Genomic DNA, 19,095 nt, shown 5'->3' with positions numbered 1-19,095 from the left:
GTCATTATTTAACAAGACTTACCGCAGTAATCACAAAACCAACCGCAGAACACCAAATACCCCAATCTGGATGATTACTAAAAGATAGGAACCCAGCAATAAATAGTGTGTTACCAAAAGCAATCCATATTTTGCGTTTTTTAGCTCTCTCTTTTATTGTTTTCCAAGATGTTGCTTTCATTTTATATTTTATTTAAAAAGGCGGTTACAGCATTCCAATATTCCTCAGCTCCTTTTTGACCTGTCCATAAGGCTTTTGAACCGTGAAAGCCACTGGATTCAGGAATGAACTGTGATTGATTTTCGTTTGATTTTATAGTCCCCATCAAAGTTGTCAATGCTGAAGCTTCTTCTTTGGATGAGGTTACCAAGAAGGGTTTATCCGCTTTTGAGAAGGCAGTGCTCAATGATGGTGCTGCATCACCGAAATAGTCCCCTGGACTAAAAGCAATAATAGCTTTGACCTTATCATTTGAAACACCTTCAAGTAAAGCCAAGCTTGACGAATAGGAGCTCCCCCATACGATAACTTTTTGCTTGTATCTTTTATGTAAAAAATCAATTGCCGCCTTGATGTCAGCACGAGCGTCTATCATTTCATTAGGCAGTCCTTTCTCTTTGGCGCTTTCTGCTGAAACATTTGGTTTGTCGGCAAAATTTCCACCTGAACGCTGGTCAATGGCAAGACAATTATACCCCATCTCATTAAGTTTGGGCGCTATGTCGGCATACTCAACACGATTATACCCTGCTTGATGGCATAATAATATTACAGGCTTATCTTCTCCTACCTCATAGAGGTTTCCGTTGACCAAAAGCCCATCTGAAGTCTTAAATTCAATATTTTTAGGTTGGAATTTTTCGCCTAATGGTCCTGGCGTTGGAGTTTGAACACTTTCCCTCATTTTTTTCTGGGCTTCCAATTCCATTTTGATGAGATTTTCTATCAACTCGATACGCGTAAATTTGCCTTCTTCATCAAAATGAACATAAGATTCACGAACACCTAATCCCACAAAATCATACTTTATTTTTGCCTTTCCTTCTGCACTTTCCAAAATGGTCATTGAGTTCAGTTTGGGCAGATTGGAAACAATGTTCTTGAGTATCGCTGGAGTGTTTGCTACGGGTATTGGGTCAAATTTCAAGGTTGGACTCAAATACGCTTGTATTGGGCTAACAGATTTCTCAGTAAAACTTTGCTCAAAAGCAGCAATTTGCTTAGAATAATTCTGTGCCGTACTACTTATGCCTATACTAAGGGCAAGTAGTAAAATCGAAGCTTTTTTAGACCCCTTTCTACCCATTAATAGCTTTTTTAACATAGGCAGTAAGAATAAAAATGCGCCAGTTAAAAATAAATAGTTTGGTATATCTTCTTCTATAAAATGGCTTGCCGACAATAGGCCGATAATTTTCAACAGTATAATTACTGCACCTAGTACAATTAGAATAAAACCTATCTTTTGAATTGTCTTAAAATCTCTGAATTTTGTTGATGTGTTCATCTGAATTTAGTATTGTTTACCCAATAGGTTACAAGTCGCTTTTCAGAATTACATTTTTAAAGGTTTATTTTTTCTCTAGGGCTTCCAAATCGGAAAGATTTTGCGTTGCCTGCTCAATATATTTTCCAAATTTTCTGTGTTGCATGGCTCTAGAAAATAAGTAGAAAAGAACTAGTGAAATCACTATTGATAGAATAATATAAAAAACACGTTTATCCCAAAAAAATACGTCTTCCTTAAAAAACTTTCTATATGTGTACCATCCAATTACTATGGGAGCGGTTACACTATCTGAGAAAATAGCAAGCTTCTGTATTCGTCGTAATAAACTTATTGAATCATACAAGGCCATTTTAAGGTTTGGGGCTGATTCTTCGAAAGCTTTAAACTGATTATAGCTACGAACAATGTTTACAAACAGTATAAGAATTACTATACCCAAGGTAAATGCAAAGAATCCCATCTCTTCTTTTGAAAAAATATCATCAAATATGTGGTTATTATCATCGCTAAAAAGATAAACGCTTGAAGAAAGTAGCGTCAGTACACCAATCACCCCCATAAACCAACGCTTGGGCTTAAGTTCACGAATAATTTTTGAAAACAGTGCGTTTGATTTATTCGAAATTATTTCTTTAATGTCCTGTTCAGCAACTGTATAAAGCGTCTGGTCATTATCAACAACTTTGGTCCAAACCGATTTTAATTCCAGTAGTTCCATCTTAGTTTTTCTTTAGTGTTTTAGACAGTTTTATTTTTATCCTGTTCATTTTAACACGGACATAGTTTTGAGTAATCCCAATAATATCTGCTATTTCTTCATTTGATTTTTCTTCGAGATGCAACATCACAATCGCTTTTTCTACTTTATTTAGCTTTGCAATTGCCACGTGCATTAGCTTTAATTTTTCATTTTGAAGATCTGATTTACTTTCTTCAGAGGTGTCCTTAAATTTGTTAGTTTGAAAAAAGAGCTGTTGTTTCCTTTTGGTCTTACGTAAATCTTGAATGGCAACATTAAGAGCTACACGGTACATCCACGTAGAAAATTTTGAATCCCCTCGGAATGAAGAATAGGATTTCCAAAGTTGAATTAATATCTCTTGGAATAGGTCTTTACGGTGTTCCTCATTATCACAGTACATCCTGCTCACCTTGTGGATAATACCCTGTGATTCCTGGATACGTTTTGAAAATTCTATTTCAAGTTGTTCGTTGCTCAATAGCTACTTTGATTTCGTCTTTTATTACCTGAGGTTGTTATATTTTTCAAAAAATGAATCATAACTAAGTGGATAGTTCTTCTATCCATCGAATATGTTAACATAATAGCTCAATAATTACATCTTAAATTATATTTTTTTAACGAGTCTTCTCTTATATGTAATATTATCCGTGATTTTCTAGTCTTAATTTCAGTTTATTCAATAAAAAAGTCAGCTCTTCCGACCCTCTAGTTCTTTTAAAAAAGAAACAGCCAATATATGACTGTCAGATTTCCTTTAGCAACTTCCAAATTCAATTTTTGAGTTATTAATTTTTTGACTTCAAACTGAAAAATAGTGTTCAAAATTTATTCAAAATCATACCTCTAGAAAAAAATTTTTGCCACAATCTCAATGATAGCAAAGTGTGAAGGCAATGTTAATAAAATGTTGAGAACCAAATTGGGTTTCGTGGAATATCGAAGACAAAAAATCCAATCTTTACAACTCCAAGAATCTCCAATATTTTACAATTATGACAAAAATTGATTTCGTGGTCAAGAGGGACTTCTCGACTAAAAAATTTGAGCTAGAAAAAATAACAAGCGCCATTTTTAAGGCTATGAGTGCTGTAAATCAGGGCGATACAGAAGATGCGCAGAATGTTGCACTTGCTGTTTACCAAGCATTACAAAGCCGTAAAACGGTAGATGCAGACTATATTCCTACCATTGAGGAGATACAGGATAATGTAGAGAGCAAACTTATGGAAGGTGGCTTCCATCAAGTGGCGAAAGCTTATATTATTTATCGAAATCAACAAGCCGAAAAACGCAAATCGGACATCTTTGAAAAGCGTATTAACCTAAAACCATACGAGTACCCACAATTGTATGAATATGTTCCTGCAATTCGTCATTCGTATTGGATACATTCTGAGTTTAGTTTTACAAGCGATATCCAAGATTTTAAATCTGGACTTACCGAAGTAGAACGAAGCGCTATTAAAAATACAATGCTTGCCATTTCTCAAATTGAGGTCGCGGTAAAGAGTTTTTGGGGAGATATTTACCAACGTATGCCAAAACCAGAAATTGGATCGGTTGGTGCCACGTTTGCCGAGAGTGAAGTGAGACATGCCGATGCTTACTCGCACCTTTTGGAAATCTTGGGATTAAACGGAGAATTTGAACAACTGAAACGCAAACCTGTCATAATGAAGCGTGTTCAGTACCTGGAACAAGCGTTGCGCAATTCAAAAAGCCAAGAGCTCCAGGAGTATTCGGAGTCTGTATTGCTCTTCTCTCTATTTATTGAGCATGTATCGCTATTCTCTCAGTTCTTAATCATTATGGCTTTCAACAAACATAAAAACATGTTGAAAGGCATCTCTAACGTGGTTGAAGCAACGTCTAAAGAAGAGCAAATCCACGGCGATTTTGGTATCGATTTAATTAAAATATTAAAAGACGAGCGCCCAGAATGGTTTAACGAAGAGTACAATAACCACATTAAGGATATGTGCTACGCCGCCTACGAGGCCGAAGCTGAGATTGTGGATTGGATTTTTGAGGAAGGCGAATTAGATTTCTTACCAAAAGCAGTAGTGATTGAGTTCATCAAAAACAGGTTCAACCGTTCATTACAAAGCATTGGTATCGATACTATTTTTGAGGTTGATGAGGCGCTTGTAGGCGAAACGGAATGGTTCGACGATGAAATTATTGGTACCAAGCACGGTGATTTCTTCGTAAAACGCTCTATCAATTACAGTAAAAAGACCCAAAGTTTCTCTGGAGACGATTTATTTTAAAAACACTAACTACACTAACGACATACAAACACATCACTGGCTATGCAAAACAAAACCCTCGCGTCCCACCAAACGTCAAAAGAAACTAATCCATTAAAAGAAGCACGTACAGAAGCGCTAAAAAAGAACAATACATTACCCTTAGGTAATTTTGAATGGCTTAACGACAACAGCCGTAAATTTCTAGGTGCAGGTTACCTAATTGAAGGTGTTACGGCGGAGCAACGCATCCGTGAAGTAGCAGATAGAGCCGAGCAAATTTTACAAATGCCTGGTTTTTCGGATAAGTTTTACACGTATATGTCACACGGATTCTATTCCTTGGCATCACCAGTATGGTCTAATTTTGGGAAAGAGCGTGGGTTACCAATTAGTTGTTTTGGATCGCACATTGCCGATGACATGGGCAACATTTTGTATACACAATCTGAAGTTGGTATGATGTCTAAACTTGGTGGTGGTACATCAGGATACTTTGGGAAGATCAGACATCGCGGTGCTGCAGTAAAAAATAATGGTGAAGCCTCTGGTGCCGTACATATTATGCAATTGTTTGAAAGTATGGTCGATGTGGTTAGCCAAGGTTCTGTAAGACGCGGCCGTTTTTCACCGTATTTACCGATTGAGCACTCTGATATCGGAGAATTTTTGGAGATTGGTACGGAAGGTAACCCAATTCAGCAATTAACGCATGGTGTAACCGTTGGTAATGAATGGATGCAGCAAATGGTTGATGGCGACTCTGAAAAGCGTGCTATTTGGGCAAAAGTGTTACAACGTCGCGGCGAAATGGGTTACCCATATATTTTCTTTAATGACAATGCCAACAATGGTGCCGCAGACGTATACCAAGATAAAAAGCATAAGATCTATGCAAGTAACTTGTGTACCGAAATTATGTTACCATCTAATGATAACTGGTCATTCGTATGCGTTTTATCAAGTATAAACTTACTGCACTACGATAAGTGGAAAGATACTGATGCTGTTGAAACCATGATCTTTTTCTTAGACGCTGTAATCACGGAATTTCTTGAGAAATTAGAATCATACAAAGATTCTGAAGATCGTGAAGACCGACAAACCTTCCTATTTATGGAACGCGCCTACAACTTTGCCAAAGAAAACCGTGCATTGGGTATGGGCGTTTTGGGCTGGCACTCATTATTGCAATCTAAAATGCATGCGTTTGATAGCCAAGAAGCGTTTGATTTAAATAGTGAAATCTTTAGAGAAATTAAAGAGCGTTCGATTCATGCTTCTGAGCAATTGGCTGAAAAATTTGGTGAGCCAAAAGTATTGGAAGGCTATGGAAGACGTAATACGACGCTTAATGCCATTGCGCCAACAACATCGTCCGCTTTTATCTTAGGTCAAGTATCTCAAGGTATCGAACCTATTTGGTCTAATATTTATGTTAAAGACATTGCCAAGTTAAAAACCACAATAAAGAATCCTTATTTACAGGAATTGTTGGCTGAAAAAGGCATGGACACACCAGAGGTTTGGCGAGATATTAGAGATCGTGACGGATCGGTACAGCATTTGGATTTTTTAACAGAAAATGAAAAAGCTGTATTTAAAACTTATCCAGAAATTGACCAAATGACGATTATTTACCAAGCGGCCAACCGTCAAAACCACATCGATCAAGGGCAGTCGTTAAATATAATTGTACATCCAGACATGCCTGTAAAAGAGATTAATAAAATCCACGTTACCGCTTGGCGTTTGGGCTTAAAGTCATTGTACTACCAGCATAGTATGAATGCTGCACAAAAATTTAAGCAGAAGAAAAGCTGTGAAAGTTGTGAAGGATAAACTTACTCTTAGGGGTAAAGATATTTAGACTCTAGACAACAGCGGAGCTGTTTGAAATTATAACAATAACGCCGATTGAAACATTTTTCAATCGGCGTTATTGTTTTTTATTTTTTAAATTTTTCTTTAGCGACAGTTTCCAGTTCCATATACCAGTCTTCACCAAATTTTCTAATCAGCGCGTCTTTCACAAATTTATAGACGGGCACTTTTAGCTCTTTTCCAAGCGTACAGGCATCATCGCAAATGGCCCAACGCTCATAATTTACAGCCGAGAATTCAGTATAATCCTTCACGCGGATAGGGTAAAGATGACAAGAAATCGGCTTTTTAAAGTCTACCAATCCTTTATTGTAGGCATCTTCAATTCCGCATTGCGCCGTGTCGTTGTCTGCAAAAGTCACATAAGCGCATTCTTCGCCCTCAACAAGTGGCGTTTCCATATCACCAAATTCGGTAGTGATGCTCGTTCCTTGCTTTTCAATGGCATCAATACCTTCTTTACGCAACAAGGGCTTCACCTTGGGATAAATGTCCTCTAGAATATTCGTCTCATCCTTTGTCAATGGCGCGCCAGCATAGCCCTTTATACAACAGGCGCCTTTGCACGCGCTGAGATTGCACACAAAGTCTTTATCGATAATCTCCTCGGAGATGATGGTTTTTCCCATTTGAAACATAGGGCAAAAATAGCCAAACTTTACGTTTATTTAATCTTGAAAATCAGGAATTAAATCCGAACTTTGCCCCAATTCTAAACACTTGAGCCATGGATTTTAATCTTAAGGAAATCGCAGCTGCATTTATGATTCTATTTGCCGTGATTGATATTATCGGCAATATTCCTATTGTGATTGACCTTCGGAAAAAAGCAGGACACATTCAATCGGAAAAAGCCGCCATCGTTTCGGGTGTGCTTATGGTAGTGTTTCTGTTCGTAGGGAAAAGTATTCTTGGCCTTATCGGCGTAGACGTCAACTCCTTTGCAGTTGCTGGCTCTTTTATCTTATTTTTTATTGCATTAGAAATGATTCTAGGCATTACTCTTTACAAAGAAGATGATTCAGACCCGATGACAGCTTCGGTATTTCCATTGGCCTTTCCGCTTATTGCAGGCCCGGGAAGCTTAACCACACTATTGGCCCTTCGAGCAGAATTTAACACCGAAAACATTATTGTTGGAATTATCCTTAATGTCATCTTCATATATATTGTTTTGAAGACTTCTTCAAAAATTGAAAAGCTGATTGGTAAAAACGGAATTAACATCATTAGGAAAGTGTTTGGAGTTATTTTACTGGCCATTGCCGTGAAGTTGTTCGCCACTAACATTAAGGCCTTATTTGTATAATCCTTATCTTTGCCTCATGAAAATCTTTACACTCATACTTACCATTGCTGCTGTCGGAATTATTGCTTTCAATGCCACAAAGCTAAATACGGAAGTCCTATTAGAAGGCGATAGTTTGGTTGCCGTCATAACCATTGTTGCCGCCTTGTGTGTTATTATGATGCTTCAGATTTTACGCATTTCCAAAAAGATTGAAACCCTAAGCAAAAAACGCTAATGCATTATGATTGCTTAATAATTGGCGCTGGTGCCGCAGGTTTGTCTTGCGCATTGGTCTTGGGTTCAGCAAAACCAAAAGCCTTTGCTTCCGACAAAAAAATAGGTATAGTAACCCATCAAAAAACGTCACATCTTCAGAATGCGCTTTTCAATAATGTATTGGGTTTAACACCAGGAACGCTTGGAAAGGATATATTAGAAAGTGGCAAAGACCAGTTGCACGATTTGTATCCTCATATAGACCAAATCAACAAAGAGAAAGTAAAGGCTATTTCCCAAACATCTGACGGGTTTTCTGTTGAAACAAATAAAGGGAACTATTCTTCTAAAATGGTGGTTGTAGCGGTTGGGTATACCGATTTGCTCACTATAGACGGTTTACAGGATTATGTAGAACCTCATCCTAGAGCGGCCATTGAAAAATCTCGAATTTGGTTAAAAAATAAAGACCATCTCATTACTGAAAATCTTTATGTCGCTGGAACATTGTCCGGATGGCGAAGTCAGTATGCTATAGCTTGTGGCAGTGGTGCGCATGTGGCAACAGATATTTTAACCCTTTGGAATGGAGGGAAGCACACTAAAGTACACGATAAGGTTATTTCTGTTTAATTCTGAATTTCTTGAATATTGAATTGCTCGTTATCTCGACTAAGCATCAAAACTTCTTCAATAACGATATCATCCCTATTCATAATTTCTTCAAAAGCATTGTCGTCATAGAGTTGGCGCGCCAGCGTGGCTTTGATTAACCGCTTGATGATATCATTATAGGCTACAAATGTAATGTTGGTGCCTTCTCGTCTGTTAACGTATTTCTGAAAACGAAGCACAATATCAGAGCTGACTTGAAAATTATTGATAAAGTCGTGCTTAGAAACACCTTCATAGATTGCGCGGTCCTTGTCTAATTCTTCAAACACAAAAAATCCGAAATGCCCCATACGTCTTAAATAGTTGATGGTTTCATTCTCCGTAGACTTATCCATTGGCACAAATACATCAGGAATAATGCCTCCGCCACCGTAAACGACTTTGCCTTTTGGGGTCACAAATCTTAGGGAATCTGCAACTTCAATAGATTCAGAATCCATCAGTTCGCCATTTCTCAAGCGTTTGTAATAATCATTAAAATACGCTTGATTGTTGCCTTTGTCATACGAACGTTGAATAGAACGACCGGTTGGTGTGTAATATCTCGACACGGTTAAACGAACTGCACTTCCGTCACCTAAGGCCATTTCGCGCTGTACCAAGCCTTTTCCATAACTACGTCGCCCGACAATGACACCTTTATCATTATCCTGTAAGGCACCGGCTATGACTTCACTTGCCGAAGCTGAATTTTCATTCAATAAAATGTAAATATCGCCTTCCTCAAAATCGCCCTTTTTAGTGGCATAGACATTTTCTCGCTTTCCTTTTTTGTTCTTAGTGAAGACAATGAGTTTGTCATCTTCCAGAAACTCATCGGCAATCTGTTCGGCAACACCTAAAAAGCCACCAGGATTATCGCGCAAATCCAAGGCTAATTTTGTAGCTCCTTTATTTTGGAGTCTATCTAATGCCGTTTTAAATTCCTTATACGTAGATTCCGCAAAACGATTGATTTTTATATAACCTAAATTATCCGTCAGCATATAAGCAGCATCGACACTCTTTATAGGAATGGAACCGCGCTTCACTTTAATATCCAACAATTGGTCTTCGCCTTTACGTTTCACTTTCAAATTAACGTAAGTCCCTTTCTTCCCTTTTAATTTTGAAAGAATGGAGTCATTACGCAATCGTGAACCCGTCAATTTTTCGCCATCGGCCATAATGATGCGGTCACCACCTTTAATACCGGCGCGGTAACTTGGCCCGCCTTCCGTTGGACGTATGACGGCTATAGAATCCTTATACGGATAGAAGTTAATGCCAATACCTACAAAGTCCCCTTTCATGTTTTCGGCGACACGCTGTAAATCTTTTTTAGGAATATAGGTGGAATGTGGGTCAAGATTATCTAAAATACCATTGACAGTAACATCAACAATGCTATCGGTGTTGACCTCATCGACATATTCGTAATCAATAAAATCAATTAAACGATTCAACTTATCCTTCTTACTGTTTGTTGTAAATAGTCGGTCTGACGAATCCGAAAAATTCAATTTCCCACCAATGAACACCCCGATGGCAATAGCGGCGCCAAGTAGTAAGGGTATGTATTTTTTGGTATCTTTCATTTAATCATTTAAATCTTCGATGTGTTGGATATCAATTCCGGCTTTAGCCAAAAATCGCAACCCTGAATCGTCCTTGTAACCTTGAGCATATACCACACGAATAATGCCAGCTTGATGAATCAACTTACTACAATCCTTACAAGGCGACATAGTAATGTATAATGTAGCCCCTTTGCAAGATTGCGTAGATGCGGCCACTTTTAAAATAGCGTTGGCTTCTGCATGTAGCACGTACCATTTGGTGTAACCGTCCTCGTCCTCACAATAGTTTTCAAACCCCGTTGGTGTACCGTTGTATCCGTCTGAGATAATCATTCTATCCTTCACAATTAGTGCACCTACTTGCTTACGTTTACAATGGGACAATTTACCCCATTCTTTGGCTATTCTTAAATACGCCTTGTCGTAGCGCAACTGTTTAGTTTTGGACATAGGTTGATTTTCCTTGCTTATAACGAATATAATCGCTTGCTATTTTATAGAAAAATAGAACGGGTTAAAGTTTTACCAAACTTTAAATATGTCTAAAAGATATTGTTTTCAATAAGCATAGGAATCACTAAACCAACAACAACAGAGGAAAGCACCATCACCCAATCGCGACGTGAAAACCGAAATAAGGTTTGAAACAAAAAGCCAAAAAAGAGCACTACAAAAACAATTATGATTTGTGCAATCTCAATACCCAAGGCGAATTCTACCAAAGACAATACTTTGTTGTCTGAGTCTCCAAATACCATAGTAAACTCACGGGCAAAACCTAAGCCGTGAATTAACCCGAAAAACAAAGCGGAGAAAAGCAACAGACCAACACTTTTACCTTTGTCCTTTTTGCCAGCAGTAAACACATTATAAACTGCCATAATCAAAATGGTCACAGGGATGAGGAACTCTACAAGTTTTCCGTTTACCGAAACCACATCGTAAGCGGCCAGCACCAATGACAAGGTATGTCCCAACGTAAATAAAGAAACTAAAAGAAGGACACGTTTCCAATCTTTAAAAAGATAAGGCACGGCCAAAACCATGAGAAAAAGTACATGGTCATGTCCGTTAACATCTAAAACGTGATTGATACCATATTTAACATTAAACCAAAATTCATCCATTATAAAGGGTGTTGCTATTGCTTTCAAATTTACGATTTAGTCTGACTTTCTAAAATTATTTCGATGAATGCACACCGTTTTAAAATTTGAAACAGCACAGCTTTATAACCGATAGAGTTCAAAAGACGTCCAAATTGCCCTCTATCACTAGCTAAATTGACGCCAAACCTAAAATTGTATAACACAATCTGAAAATTCTATAACAAAAAAGGTCGCTCTTGGTTGCAACTTTGTAATCAGATTTGGCAGGGTAACTGTCGCAACCAAAAAAAATCAAACAAACCGATTAAAAATATACTTCCAATGAAAAACTCAAACATCAATTTAGACGCAACAATTAATTTTTCCCCATTATCAACTTCGAATCCTACGACAGATAAGCAAGTTTCAGAATTAATTAATACGCCAAATTGTGATGGTTCTATTACTTCAGAATCAGTTCCAGGTGGTATCAGCTTATCACAAATTGAGATTTCTAACAAAGCGGAGTTAACTCTTAAAATGCCAAGTGGTAAAAATCAGGCTTTACAATTTATCTATTGTAGAGAGGGTGAAGCTTTAATAAAATTAACTAATACGGATTGCAGAAAAAATTTAGGAAGTTTTCAAACTGCAATAGTATCAGGAGACGAGTCATCGGATGTGCATTTATACATTAAGCCAAATCAGACCTGTAGTTTAAGTGTGATTTCGGTAGACAAAACCATTGCCACGAAGGACGAAGCTAATTTCGATTTAACGGACCACCTTGTAAAATTGATTACCAATGGCGATAATGACGCTAAAGTATGTCACGTCGGAAGCCGTAACTTAGGTATTGGGATGGCTGTAAAAGAATTAAGCGAACTTAAAGGTGAAGGTTTGGCCAGAGAGTTGATTCTTGCTGGTAAAGTACGTGTGATTTTAGGTTTAGAATACCAACAATATTTAAACGATAAAGAATTAGAGAACGTAAAACCTTCGGCCTTAACCAAGAGCGAAATGAGACGTGTATCTACGTTGATTGAAGAAATCAAAGCCAATCCTGGTGCAGAATACACAGTAACCTCATTAAGCAGAAAAGCCTGTTTGTCTGAAAACAAATTACAAGAAGGATTTAAAGAATTATTCGGAAGAACAGTAACAGACTGTATCCGTAACATAAGATTAGAAGAGGCTGAGGAATTATTAAAAACCACTGAGATGAACGTTTCTGAGGTGGTATACACCGTAGGATTTGTAAGCAGAAGTTACTTCTCAAAAATCTTCAAAACAAAATATAACTGTAGCCCAAGTTTCTATAGAACAAATTTGCGTCACGCACAAGTGGCGTAATAAACCGTAGTTGGTTAATAGCGAGAAAAAGTCTCACCGTAAGGTGGGACTTTTTGTGTTACGGGAATAATCTGCAAGACCTCGGGAAGAATCGTAAAATTTTGAAGGTCATCTTCATTGCATCTTTGTACTATAATTAAAACAGATACAGATGAAGACGACACACACTTCCATTTTTAATCTCATTGAGATTTTTAGAAAGGCTAAAGCCACAGTAGAACGGAATATTAGTCCGACGCACTGTAGCACCAATTACCATCACGATTTCTACTGTGATGCAGAAAAACCATTTATTAACAAATAAGAATTTAAATTATGAGCACATTTAATGTACCAACACGAAACGAAGTAAGTCCAGCAAACCAAGCTATTTTTGACCAACTTGAAAAATCAGTAGGCTTTGTCCCTAACCTTTTTGCAACCTATGCACATTCTGAAAATGCTTTGGGGAACTACCTAGCCTATGCCAATGCACCAACCTCATTAAAAGCGAAAGAAAAAGAAGTTGTAAACCTTGCCGTAAGTCAAGTCAACAATTGTGAGTACTGCTTGTCCGCACACACAACTATCGGAAAAATGAACGGTTTTAATGACGACCAAATCTTGGAACTCCGTACAGGAAAAGCTTCTTTTGATGCGAAGTTTGATGCTCTAGCTAGGCTAGCCAAAAACATTACCGAAAACAGAGGAAACACAGATTCTGAAGTATTAAAGAACTTCTTTGAAGCTGGATACACCAAAGAGAATTTTATAGATACCGTTGCTTTGGTAGGCGACAAAACTATCTCTAACTACATCAACAACACAACCAGAGTGCCAGTGGACTTTCCGGTAGCACCAAGTTTAGAAGCGGTAGCAGTATAGTTAGCTGACAAACTCTGCTTTAAAAGGCTGTCTAGAATTATATACTTCAGACAGCCTTTTCTATGACTCTAAACCAAATTTGGAAGGTGGCACACCAACTTCTTTCTTAAAGAATCTCGAAAAATGTGCGGGATCATTAAAACCAATTTCAAAAGCCACTTCTTCCGCCGTTTTATCAGAATACAGCAACAAGCGTTTAGCCTCTAAGGCTAATCTAGAATTAATCACTTTTAATGGCGATGTGTTACCTGACTTCTTAAATACATTAGACAATGTTTTAGGAGATTTAAATAACAAATCCGCATAATCAGCTACGGCATGCTTCTCCCTAAAATGCTGTTCCACCAACACATGAAATTGTCTTACTAAATCATATTGAGGCTCGTCTTGTTCAGTAGTCTCTGATTCTGATTTTAGCAGTCTTGTAGAAGTAATCAACAAGCGTTTTAAGAGAACTCTAAGCATTTCACCTTGGATGTTATCCTTAGTTTTAAATTCATCTTTTATCATGTAAAAACTCGCTTCAAAACGTGTAATATCTTCGCCTTTTAGTGTCGCTATCTTTGGCTGGGCAGAACCAAAAAACAAAAAGCCGTAACAAGATACCTCATCATCATGGTCACGGATGCAATAAAACTCCCTGTTAAACACCAAGGCTTCAAAACCGGCATCCTTATCTAACTCTACCACATTCAATGGTGTACAAAACACGACTTGGTTCTTTTTTATGGTCATGTGGTAACCATCAATGGTAATCTCCGCGTCGTCCGTTTTTGCCCATAAGATTTTGTACAAACCCTTTCTATTGAGAAGATGCAATGAAGGCGTGCAGGTAAAATTGGTTAGTGTAAATTTACTTTCGTCTTTTATGTTTTGGTAGTCAAGTTTCATAGGGGTTTGGTCTTGATTAAGTACTATTACTAACTAAATAAAATTAAATCATTAAAAATTGAAATGATAATCTGTTATCAAACACCTTCATTTACACTCAAAATTGATATCTTGAAAAAATTCTGAATATAACGCTACCCATGTCATTAGTTGTCGAAAGCTCATACATCACAAAAATTTTAGAAACCATTAACGATACCCTTAACGGGGAGTTAGAAAAAAGCATCGGTTTCCGAAAAATGACCATAAATAATGATTTAGGCAATGGCACTATGATTGGTACTGACCTGTTTCCAGGTATGGCGACCATGATTTGCAATATAGAATTTAACGAACCCTTAGAATTGCAACTTAGCGGCAACGCCATGAAGGCCATGTATTTTATCTTCTGCCACTCAGGTTTTTTAAAACATAAATTTGAAAAGGAAGATAATTTTTCAAATATAGAGAATCAGCAAAATGTCATTTTAAAAGGATGTCCGGAAGGCCACAATATTATGGTATTTCCTAAAGACCAACTACTTAAAATAAGTATCATAACCATTGATGAATTAAGGATAAGCACCTTAAAAGGCGAAGGGCGAACCGCACTTGTTGAATATCTCGACGAACTATTTTCTAACATCCCAGAGGATGAATTTTTTAGATATTTAGGTAAGATTCGTCCCGTAACTACAGAATACGTGAGTCTATTAATGGAGAACGTAAAAGGTGGTATTGTTGGACGATTACTTACAGAAAGTTATATCCTCAGAATATTATCATCACAGATTGAATATCACGATAAGGAAACAGACGACGCTAATTTTGACGCACCGTTAAAACGTCCAGAAATAAATAAAGTCATAAAACTGGCCAAATTCATCGCCGACAACATACATACTAAAATTACCATAGAAGACTTAACATCAGAATCGTCGCTGAGCGCCAAAAAACTGCAAAAAGGATTCAAGGGTTTATTTGATATGAGCGTCAACAATTATATCACCAAAGTACGATTAGAGAAAGCAAGAGAACTCATCATTGCCGATGACCTAAATATTTCAGAAATTGTTTACGCCTGTGGCCTGAACAGCCGAAGTTATTTCTCAAAACTCTTTTTTAAGCGGTATGGCGTATTGCCATCTGATTACAGAAAGGCAGTATCCATAAAAGTGTCTTAAAACAAGAAAGCAAGCTTAAAATTAAGCTTGCTTTTACTAATCTGTACTCAAGGTGGGAATCGAACCCACACTCCCGAAAGAACTGGATTTTGAATCCAGCGCGTCTACCAATTCCGCCACTTGAGCATTTGAGCGTCTACCTCCCGAAGCTTCGGGACCGCCACTTGAGCATTTTCGGACTGCAAAAATAGAAAAAATCTCTATTCAAACAACTAAAATTAAAGGGTTTTATACTTTTTAGCTTCAAATAAATTCTTAAATTTGCAGCCTGTTTAAGAGAATCTAACACAACGGATTATAAACTAGTTAAAGATGCCACACGAAGCACCAGAAGCAAAAATCTTTACCTGTTCGCAAAGTAAGTACTTAGCCGAACAGATTGCTAATGCCTATGGCGTTAAGTTGGGCAACGTCATTACCTCTACCTATAGTGATGGTGAATTTCAACCGTCTTACGAAGAGTCTATCCGTGGTACGCGTATTTTCATAATAGGTTCTACACATCCTGGCCCTGAAAATTTAATGGAAATGTTGTTGATGATTGATGCGGCTAAGCGTGCATCTGCTCGTCATATCACAGCCGTGTTGCCTTATTTTGGCTGGGCAAGACAAGACCGTAAGGATAAACCTAGAGTACCAATTGCAGCAAAGCTCGTGGCAAAAATGCTAGAAGCTGCAGGTGCAACCCGTATCATTACTATGGATTTGCACGCAGACCAGATTCAAGGGTTCTTTGAAAAACCAGTAGATCATTTGTTTGCGTCAACGATTTTCTTGCCTTACTTGCAAGATTTAAATCTCGATAATCTTACAATAGCCTCTCCGGATATGGGTGGTTCTAAACGAGCTTATGCTTATTCTAAAGCCTTGACCAGTGATGTTGTCATTTGTTATAAGCAACGTGCTAAGGCTAATGTGATCTCACATATGGAATTGATTGGTGATGTAACTGGCAAAAATGTCGTACTCGTAGATGATATGGTCGATACAGCCGGTACATTAACCAAAGCTGCCGACCTAATGATTGAACGTGGCGCATTGAGTGTTAGAGCTATTTGTACACATCCTATTTTATCGGGAAGCGCGTATGAGCGATTGGAAAATTCAAAATTGGAAGAACTCATCGTAACGGATTCTATTCCTCTTAAACAAACAAGCAATAAGATTAAGGTCTTAAGCTGTGCTGATTTATTTGCAGATGTTATGCACCGCGTACATCACAACAATTCTATCAGTTCAAAATTTATAATGTAATTAAAAACAACTATAAACAACAACAATGAAATCAATTACAATTAATGGATCTCAAAGAGAAAGCGTAGGCAAAAAGTCAACAAAAGCCTTACGTAATGCTGGTCAGGTTCCTTGCGTACTATACGGAGGAGACAAGCCATTGCATTTCTCTGCACCAGAATTGGCATTCTCTAAACTCGTATACACACCAGATGCGCATACGGTTGTGATTGCCTTAGACAACGGAGGAACGGTTAACGCAGTAATGCAAGACATTCAGTTTCATCCGGTAACCGATAGAATCTTACACATCGATTTCTATCAAATCTTTGACGATAAAGAAATTACTATGGATATTCCTGTTAAGACAGTAGGTGTATCTAAAGGTGTTTTAAACGGTGGTAACTTAAGAAGACCTTATCGTAAACTTAGAGTTAAAGCGGTACCCGCTAACTTGCCAGATTTTATCGAGGTAGATATTACTCCACTTAAAATTGGAAGCAAATTATACATCACTGAACTTCAAAATGACAAGTACAAATTCTTACATCCAGACAACACTGTTGTTATGCAGGTAAGACGAAGTAGATTGGCCATTGTCGATGCAGAAGATGAAGATGAGGAGGAAGAAGAAGGAGCAGAAGGAACAACTGAAGCTTCAGACGTACCTGCAACGGAAACTGATGACGTTGCAGCAGTAAAAGAATAAATTAAACACAATTACATTATCTAAAAGCATTCTCATTGTGGGAATGCTTTTTTATTTTTGAATAAATTCACAAGCATGATACATTGGTTTTGGGGTTTATTTAAATCGAAAGAAATAGAGATTGACATGAAAAAATTCTTGATTGTCGGATTAGGAAATATTGGCGAGAAATACGAAAATACACGTCACAACATAGGCTTTAAAGTGTTAGATCATTTAGCCGAAAAGGAAGCGCTTCAATTTGAAACAGACAAACTAGGCGACCGCTGTATTTATAAATTGAAAGGGAGAACCTTTGTATTGTTAAAGCCGAGCACCTATATGAATCTCAGTGGCAAAGCCATTAAATATTGGTTAGACAAAGAAAAGATACCTCTTGAGAATCTTTTGGTGATTACTGATGATTTGAATTTACCGTTTGGTTCAATCCGAATTAAAACCAAAGGTAGCGACGGTGGCCACAACGGTTTAAAAGACACCCAAGATAAATTGAATACTACAAAGTACAACCGATTTAGATTCGGGATTAGTGATAGTTTTTCAAAAGGACGCCAAATAGATTATGTATTGGGCGAATGGTCCGAAGAGGAGAATACCAAGCTCCCTGAACGCTTAGACAAGTCCATAGGAGCTGTAAAATCTTTTGGATTGGCTGGTATCAATAACACCATGAATACTTTTAACGGCAAATAAAAAAAGACCACCTAATGATGGCCTTTTTAATTATCTATACTAAATCTAATTAGTTATCGCCTCTGAAGTTGAATCTTAAAACAACTTCGTGTGTACCATCACTACCATTAGATACGACATCTTGCGATGATGCTTCATAAGCATACCCTAGATCAAACCAGTCTGCCAATGATAACATCGCTACTCCAGCCCAAGCTGAATCCGTTCTGTACATAGCACCGACTTCGATTCTGTCTATAAACCTAAAGGCTGCTGTGAAATCAGCTGATATTGGCGCACCACTTACGAGCCTCGCCATAGCTGATGGTCTAAACTCAACGTCTTCTGAAATATCAAAATTATATCCTCCAGAAAAATAGAAATGCGCTTTCTCATTAGCGACAGAAACAGTGCCGTTGTCATTGCTGATACGCTCACTCAATAATATATGAGGTACAGAAACTGATAAGAAATATTTCTCATTCATCAAATATAACCCAGCACCAAAATTTGGTCTAAATCCAGTATCAATATTCCCTAAAGCAGGGTCATCTGCCGTCTGAAAATTCCCGAATTTATCCCTGTCAATGCTGTATGAACTTCCACCTGCTTTAATCCCGAAGAATAAATTAGTCTCTTCGTTCATTTGCAACTTATAAGAAAAGTCAATATTAAAACTTGTGTTTTGTTCAACGAAGACTTGATCATTCACAAAACTCAATCCTATTCCTAAATTATTACCTAATGGTTGAGAATAGAATAAGGTTTGTGTTTCAGGTGCACTTTGTACACCACTCCATTGACTCCTAAAATTAGTCGTCAGGTTAGCGAAGCCATCAGCTCCCGCATAAGCGGGATTGATAGCATTCATTGTATATCTGTACAATGCATAGTTAGGTTCTTGTTGCGCATATAAACCGCCAAACACTAACAGAGCAATAATTTTTAATGTGTTTTTATAAAATTTCATTGTGTTCATTTGTTTAAAGGTT

At 37.6% G+C, this 19,095-nt stretch carries 22 protein-coding genes and 1 tRNA gene; 12 read left to right on the top strand and 11 right to left on the bottom strand.

What is annotated here, in order from left to right; translation table 11 throughout:
- Nucleotides 1-4 precede the first annotated feature (4 nt).
- The 4 genes from ACFOSX_RS04380 to ACFOSX_RS04365 all read right to left on the bottom strand — a co-directional run bounded on the left by ACFOSX_RS04380 (nt 5) and on the right by ACFOSX_RS04365 (nt 2,731).
- Nucleotides 5-181 carry a hypothetical protein gene (locus tag ACFOSX_RS04380; RefSeq protein WP_386097392.1) on the bottom strand — a complete coding sequence of 59 codons (177 nt, stop codon included), beginning with the start codon at nt 179-181 and terminating at the stop codon, nt 5-7.
- Nucleotide 182: 1 nt separating this feature from the next.
- A complete protein-coding gene (locus tag ACFOSX_RS04375; RefSeq protein ID WP_386097390.1) occupies nt 183-1,508 on the bottom strand; it encodes an alpha/beta hydrolase in 1,326 nt (441 codons plus the stop codon).
- 64 nt (nt 1,509-1,572) lie between these two features.
- Entirely contained in the window at nt 1,573-2,229 is a 657-nt protein-coding gene (locus ACFOSX_RS04370) for a hypothetical protein (protein ID WP_386097388.1), read from the bottom strand.
- A gap of 1 nt (nt 2,230) precedes the next feature.
- A complete protein-coding gene (locus ACFOSX_RS04365; RefSeq protein ID WP_386097386.1) occupies nt 2,231-2,731 on the bottom strand; it encodes an RNA polymerase sigma factor in 501 nt (166 codons plus the stop codon).
- Nucleotides 2,732-3,248: 517 nt separating this feature from the next.
- On the opposite strand from ACFOSX_RS04365, the gene ACFOSX_RS04360 reads away from it, so the two are divergent.
- Together ACFOSX_RS04360 and ACFOSX_RS04355 are read left to right on the top strand one after the other, a co-directional pair.
- Nucleotides 3,249-4,526 carry a ribonucleotide-diphosphate reductase subunit beta gene (locus ACFOSX_RS04360; RefSeq protein WP_386097384.1) on the top strand — a complete coding sequence of 426 codons (1,278 nt, stop codon included), beginning with the start codon at nt 3,249-3,251 and terminating at the stop codon, nt 4,524-4,526.
- 42 nt (nt 4,527-4,568) lie between these two features.
- Nucleotides 4,569-6,347: a ribonucleoside-diphosphate reductase subunit alpha gene (locus ACFOSX_RS04355; RefSeq protein WP_386097382.1), complete on the top strand. Its 1,779-nt coding sequence runs from the start codon at nt 4,569-4,571 to the stop codon at nt 6,345-6,347.
- A 107-nt stretch (nt 6,348-6,454) separates the two neighbouring features.
- Here the strand turns inward: ACFOSX_RS04355 and ACFOSX_RS04350 are convergent, their stop codons facing one another.
- On the bottom strand, nt 6,455-7,027 hold the full coding sequence (locus ACFOSX_RS04350) for a DUF3109 family protein (RefSeq protein WP_386097380.1): 573 nt from the start codon (nt 7,025-7,027) through the stop codon (nt 6,455-6,457).
- Nucleotides 7,028-7,116: 89 nt separating this feature from the next.
- Here ACFOSX_RS04350 and ACFOSX_RS04345 point away from each other — a divergent pair, with 89 nt between their 5' ends.
- Genes ACFOSX_RS04345 through ACFOSX_RS04335 form a run of 3 tightly spaced genes read left to right on the top strand, consistent with a single transcriptional unit; the run spans nt 7,117 to nt 8,529 of the window.
- On the top strand, nt 7,117-7,698 hold the full coding sequence (locus ACFOSX_RS04345; RefSeq protein WP_386097378.1) for a MarC family protein: 582 nt from the start codon (nt 7,117-7,119) through the stop codon (nt 7,696-7,698).
- 16 nt (nt 7,699-7,714) lie between these two features.
- On the top strand, nt 7,715-7,915 hold the full coding sequence (locus tag ACFOSX_RS04340; protein WP_386097376.1) for a hypothetical protein: 201 nt from the start codon (nt 7,715-7,717) through the stop codon (nt 7,913-7,915).
- Nucleotides 7,915-8,529, top strand: a complete 615-nt coding sequence (locus ACFOSX_RS04335) for an FAD-dependent oxidoreductase (RefSeq protein ID WP_386097374.1) — start codon at nt 7,915-7,917, stop codon at nt 8,527-8,529. Before ACFOSX_RS04340 ends, ACFOSX_RS04335 begins: the two co-directional genes overlap by 1 nt.
- On the opposite strand, the gene ACFOSX_RS04330 is transcribed toward ACFOSX_RS04335, so the two are convergent.
- The 3 genes from ACFOSX_RS04330 to ACFOSX_RS04320 form a co-directional block, all read right to left on the bottom strand.
- On the bottom strand, nt 8,526-10,148 hold the full coding sequence (locus tag ACFOSX_RS04330) for a S41 family peptidase (protein WP_386097372.1): 1,623 nt from the start codon (nt 10,146-10,148) through the stop codon (nt 8,526-8,528). The two genes, ACFOSX_RS04335 and ACFOSX_RS04330, sit on opposite strands and share 4 nt — an antisense overlap.
- Complete coding sequence (locus ACFOSX_RS04325) at nt 10,149-10,580, bottom strand: deoxycytidylate deaminase (RefSeq protein WP_386097370.1); 432 nt, start codon at nt 10,578-10,580, stop codon at nt 10,149-10,151.
- Between the two features lie 92 nt (nt 10,581-10,672).
- Nucleotides 10,673-11,257, bottom strand: a complete 585-nt coding sequence (locus ACFOSX_RS04320) for a HupE/UreJ family protein (protein WP_386100214.1) — start codon at nt 11,255-11,257, stop codon at nt 10,673-10,675.
- A 303-nt stretch (nt 11,258-11,560) separates the two neighbouring features.
- Between ACFOSX_RS04320 and ACFOSX_RS04315 the strand changes: the two genes are divergently transcribed.
- From ACFOSX_RS04315 to ACFOSX_RS04305, 3 genes are all read left to right on the top strand, one after another.
- Nucleotides 11,561-12,571: a helix-turn-helix domain-containing protein gene (locus ACFOSX_RS04315; protein WP_386097368.1), complete on the top strand. Its 1,011-nt coding sequence runs from the start codon at nt 11,561-11,563 to the stop codon at nt 12,569-12,571.
- Between the two features lie 151 nt (nt 12,572-12,722).
- Nucleotides 12,723-12,875 (top strand): hypothetical protein, encoded by a 153-nt coding sequence (locus ACFOSX_RS04310; RefSeq protein ID WP_386097366.1) that lies wholly within the window; start codon nt 12,723-12,725, stop codon nt 12,873-12,875.
- 11 nt (nt 12,876-12,886) lie between these two features.
- Complete coding sequence (locus ACFOSX_RS04305; RefSeq protein WP_386097364.1) at nt 12,887-13,435, top strand: carboxymuconolactone decarboxylase family protein; 549 nt, start codon at nt 12,887-12,889, stop codon at nt 13,433-13,435.
- Nucleotides 13,436-13,495: 60 nt separating this feature from the next.
- On the opposite strand, the gene ACFOSX_RS04300 is transcribed toward ACFOSX_RS04305, so the two are convergent.
- Nucleotides 13,496-14,326 carry a helix-turn-helix domain-containing protein gene (locus tag ACFOSX_RS04300; RefSeq protein ID WP_386097362.1) on the bottom strand — a complete coding sequence of 277 codons (831 nt, stop codon included), beginning with the start codon at nt 14,324-14,326 and terminating at the stop codon, nt 13,496-13,498.
- A gap of 140 nt (nt 14,327-14,466) precedes the next feature.
- Between ACFOSX_RS04300 and ACFOSX_RS04295 the strand changes: the two genes are divergently transcribed.
- Nucleotides 14,467-15,489 carry a helix-turn-helix domain-containing protein gene (locus tag ACFOSX_RS04295; RefSeq protein WP_386097360.1) on the top strand — a complete coding sequence of 341 codons (1,023 nt, stop codon included), beginning with the start codon at nt 14,467-14,469 and terminating at the stop codon, nt 15,487-15,489.
- A 44-nt stretch (nt 15,490-15,533) separates the two neighbouring features.
- Here ACFOSX_RS04295 and ACFOSX_RS04290 read toward each other — a convergent pair.
- Nucleotides 15,534-15,615, bottom strand: a tRNA-Leu gene (locus tag ACFOSX_RS04290).
- 186 nt (nt 15,616-15,801) lie between these two features.
- Here ACFOSX_RS04290 and ACFOSX_RS04285 point away from each other — a divergent pair.
- The 3 genes from ACFOSX_RS04285 (at nt 15,802) to pth (ending at nt 18,124) form a co-directional block, all read left to right on the top strand.
- The gene (locus ACFOSX_RS04285) at nt 15,802-16,743 is read left to right on the top strand and encodes a ribose-phosphate pyrophosphokinase (RefSeq protein ID WP_386097358.1); all 942 of its coding nucleotides are present in this window, start codon (nt 15,802-15,804) and stop codon (nt 16,741-16,743) included.
- 25 nt (nt 16,744-16,768) lie between these two features.
- Nucleotides 16,769-17,431, top strand: coding sequence for a 50S ribosomal protein L25/general stress protein Ctc (locus ACFOSX_RS04280; RefSeq protein WP_386097356.1), 663 nt, complete (start codon nt 16,769-16,771; stop codon nt 17,429-17,431).
- A 75-nt stretch (nt 17,432-17,506) separates the two neighbouring features.
- On the top strand, nt 17,507-18,124 hold the full coding sequence (gene pth / locus ACFOSX_RS04275; protein ID WP_386097354.1) for an aminoacyl-tRNA hydrolase: 618 nt from the start codon (nt 17,507-17,509) through the stop codon (nt 18,122-18,124).
- A gap of 49 nt (nt 18,125-18,173) precedes the next feature.
- Here the strand turns inward: pth and ACFOSX_RS04270 are convergent, their stop codons facing one another.
- Entirely contained in the window at nt 18,174-19,073 is a 900-nt protein-coding gene (locus ACFOSX_RS04270; RefSeq protein ID WP_386097352.1) for a PorP/SprF family type IX secretion system membrane protein, read from the bottom strand.
- Nucleotides 19,074-19,095: the final 22 nt, after the last annotated feature.

Source organism: Winogradskyella maritima, assembly GCF_042650215.1.
In the GTDB taxonomy this organism is placed as follows: domain Bacteria; phylum Bacteroidota; class Bacteroidia; order Flavobacteriales; family Flavobacteriaceae; genus Winogradskyella; species Winogradskyella maritima.
This window is presented reverse-complemented; position numbering and strand designations above follow the sequence as displayed.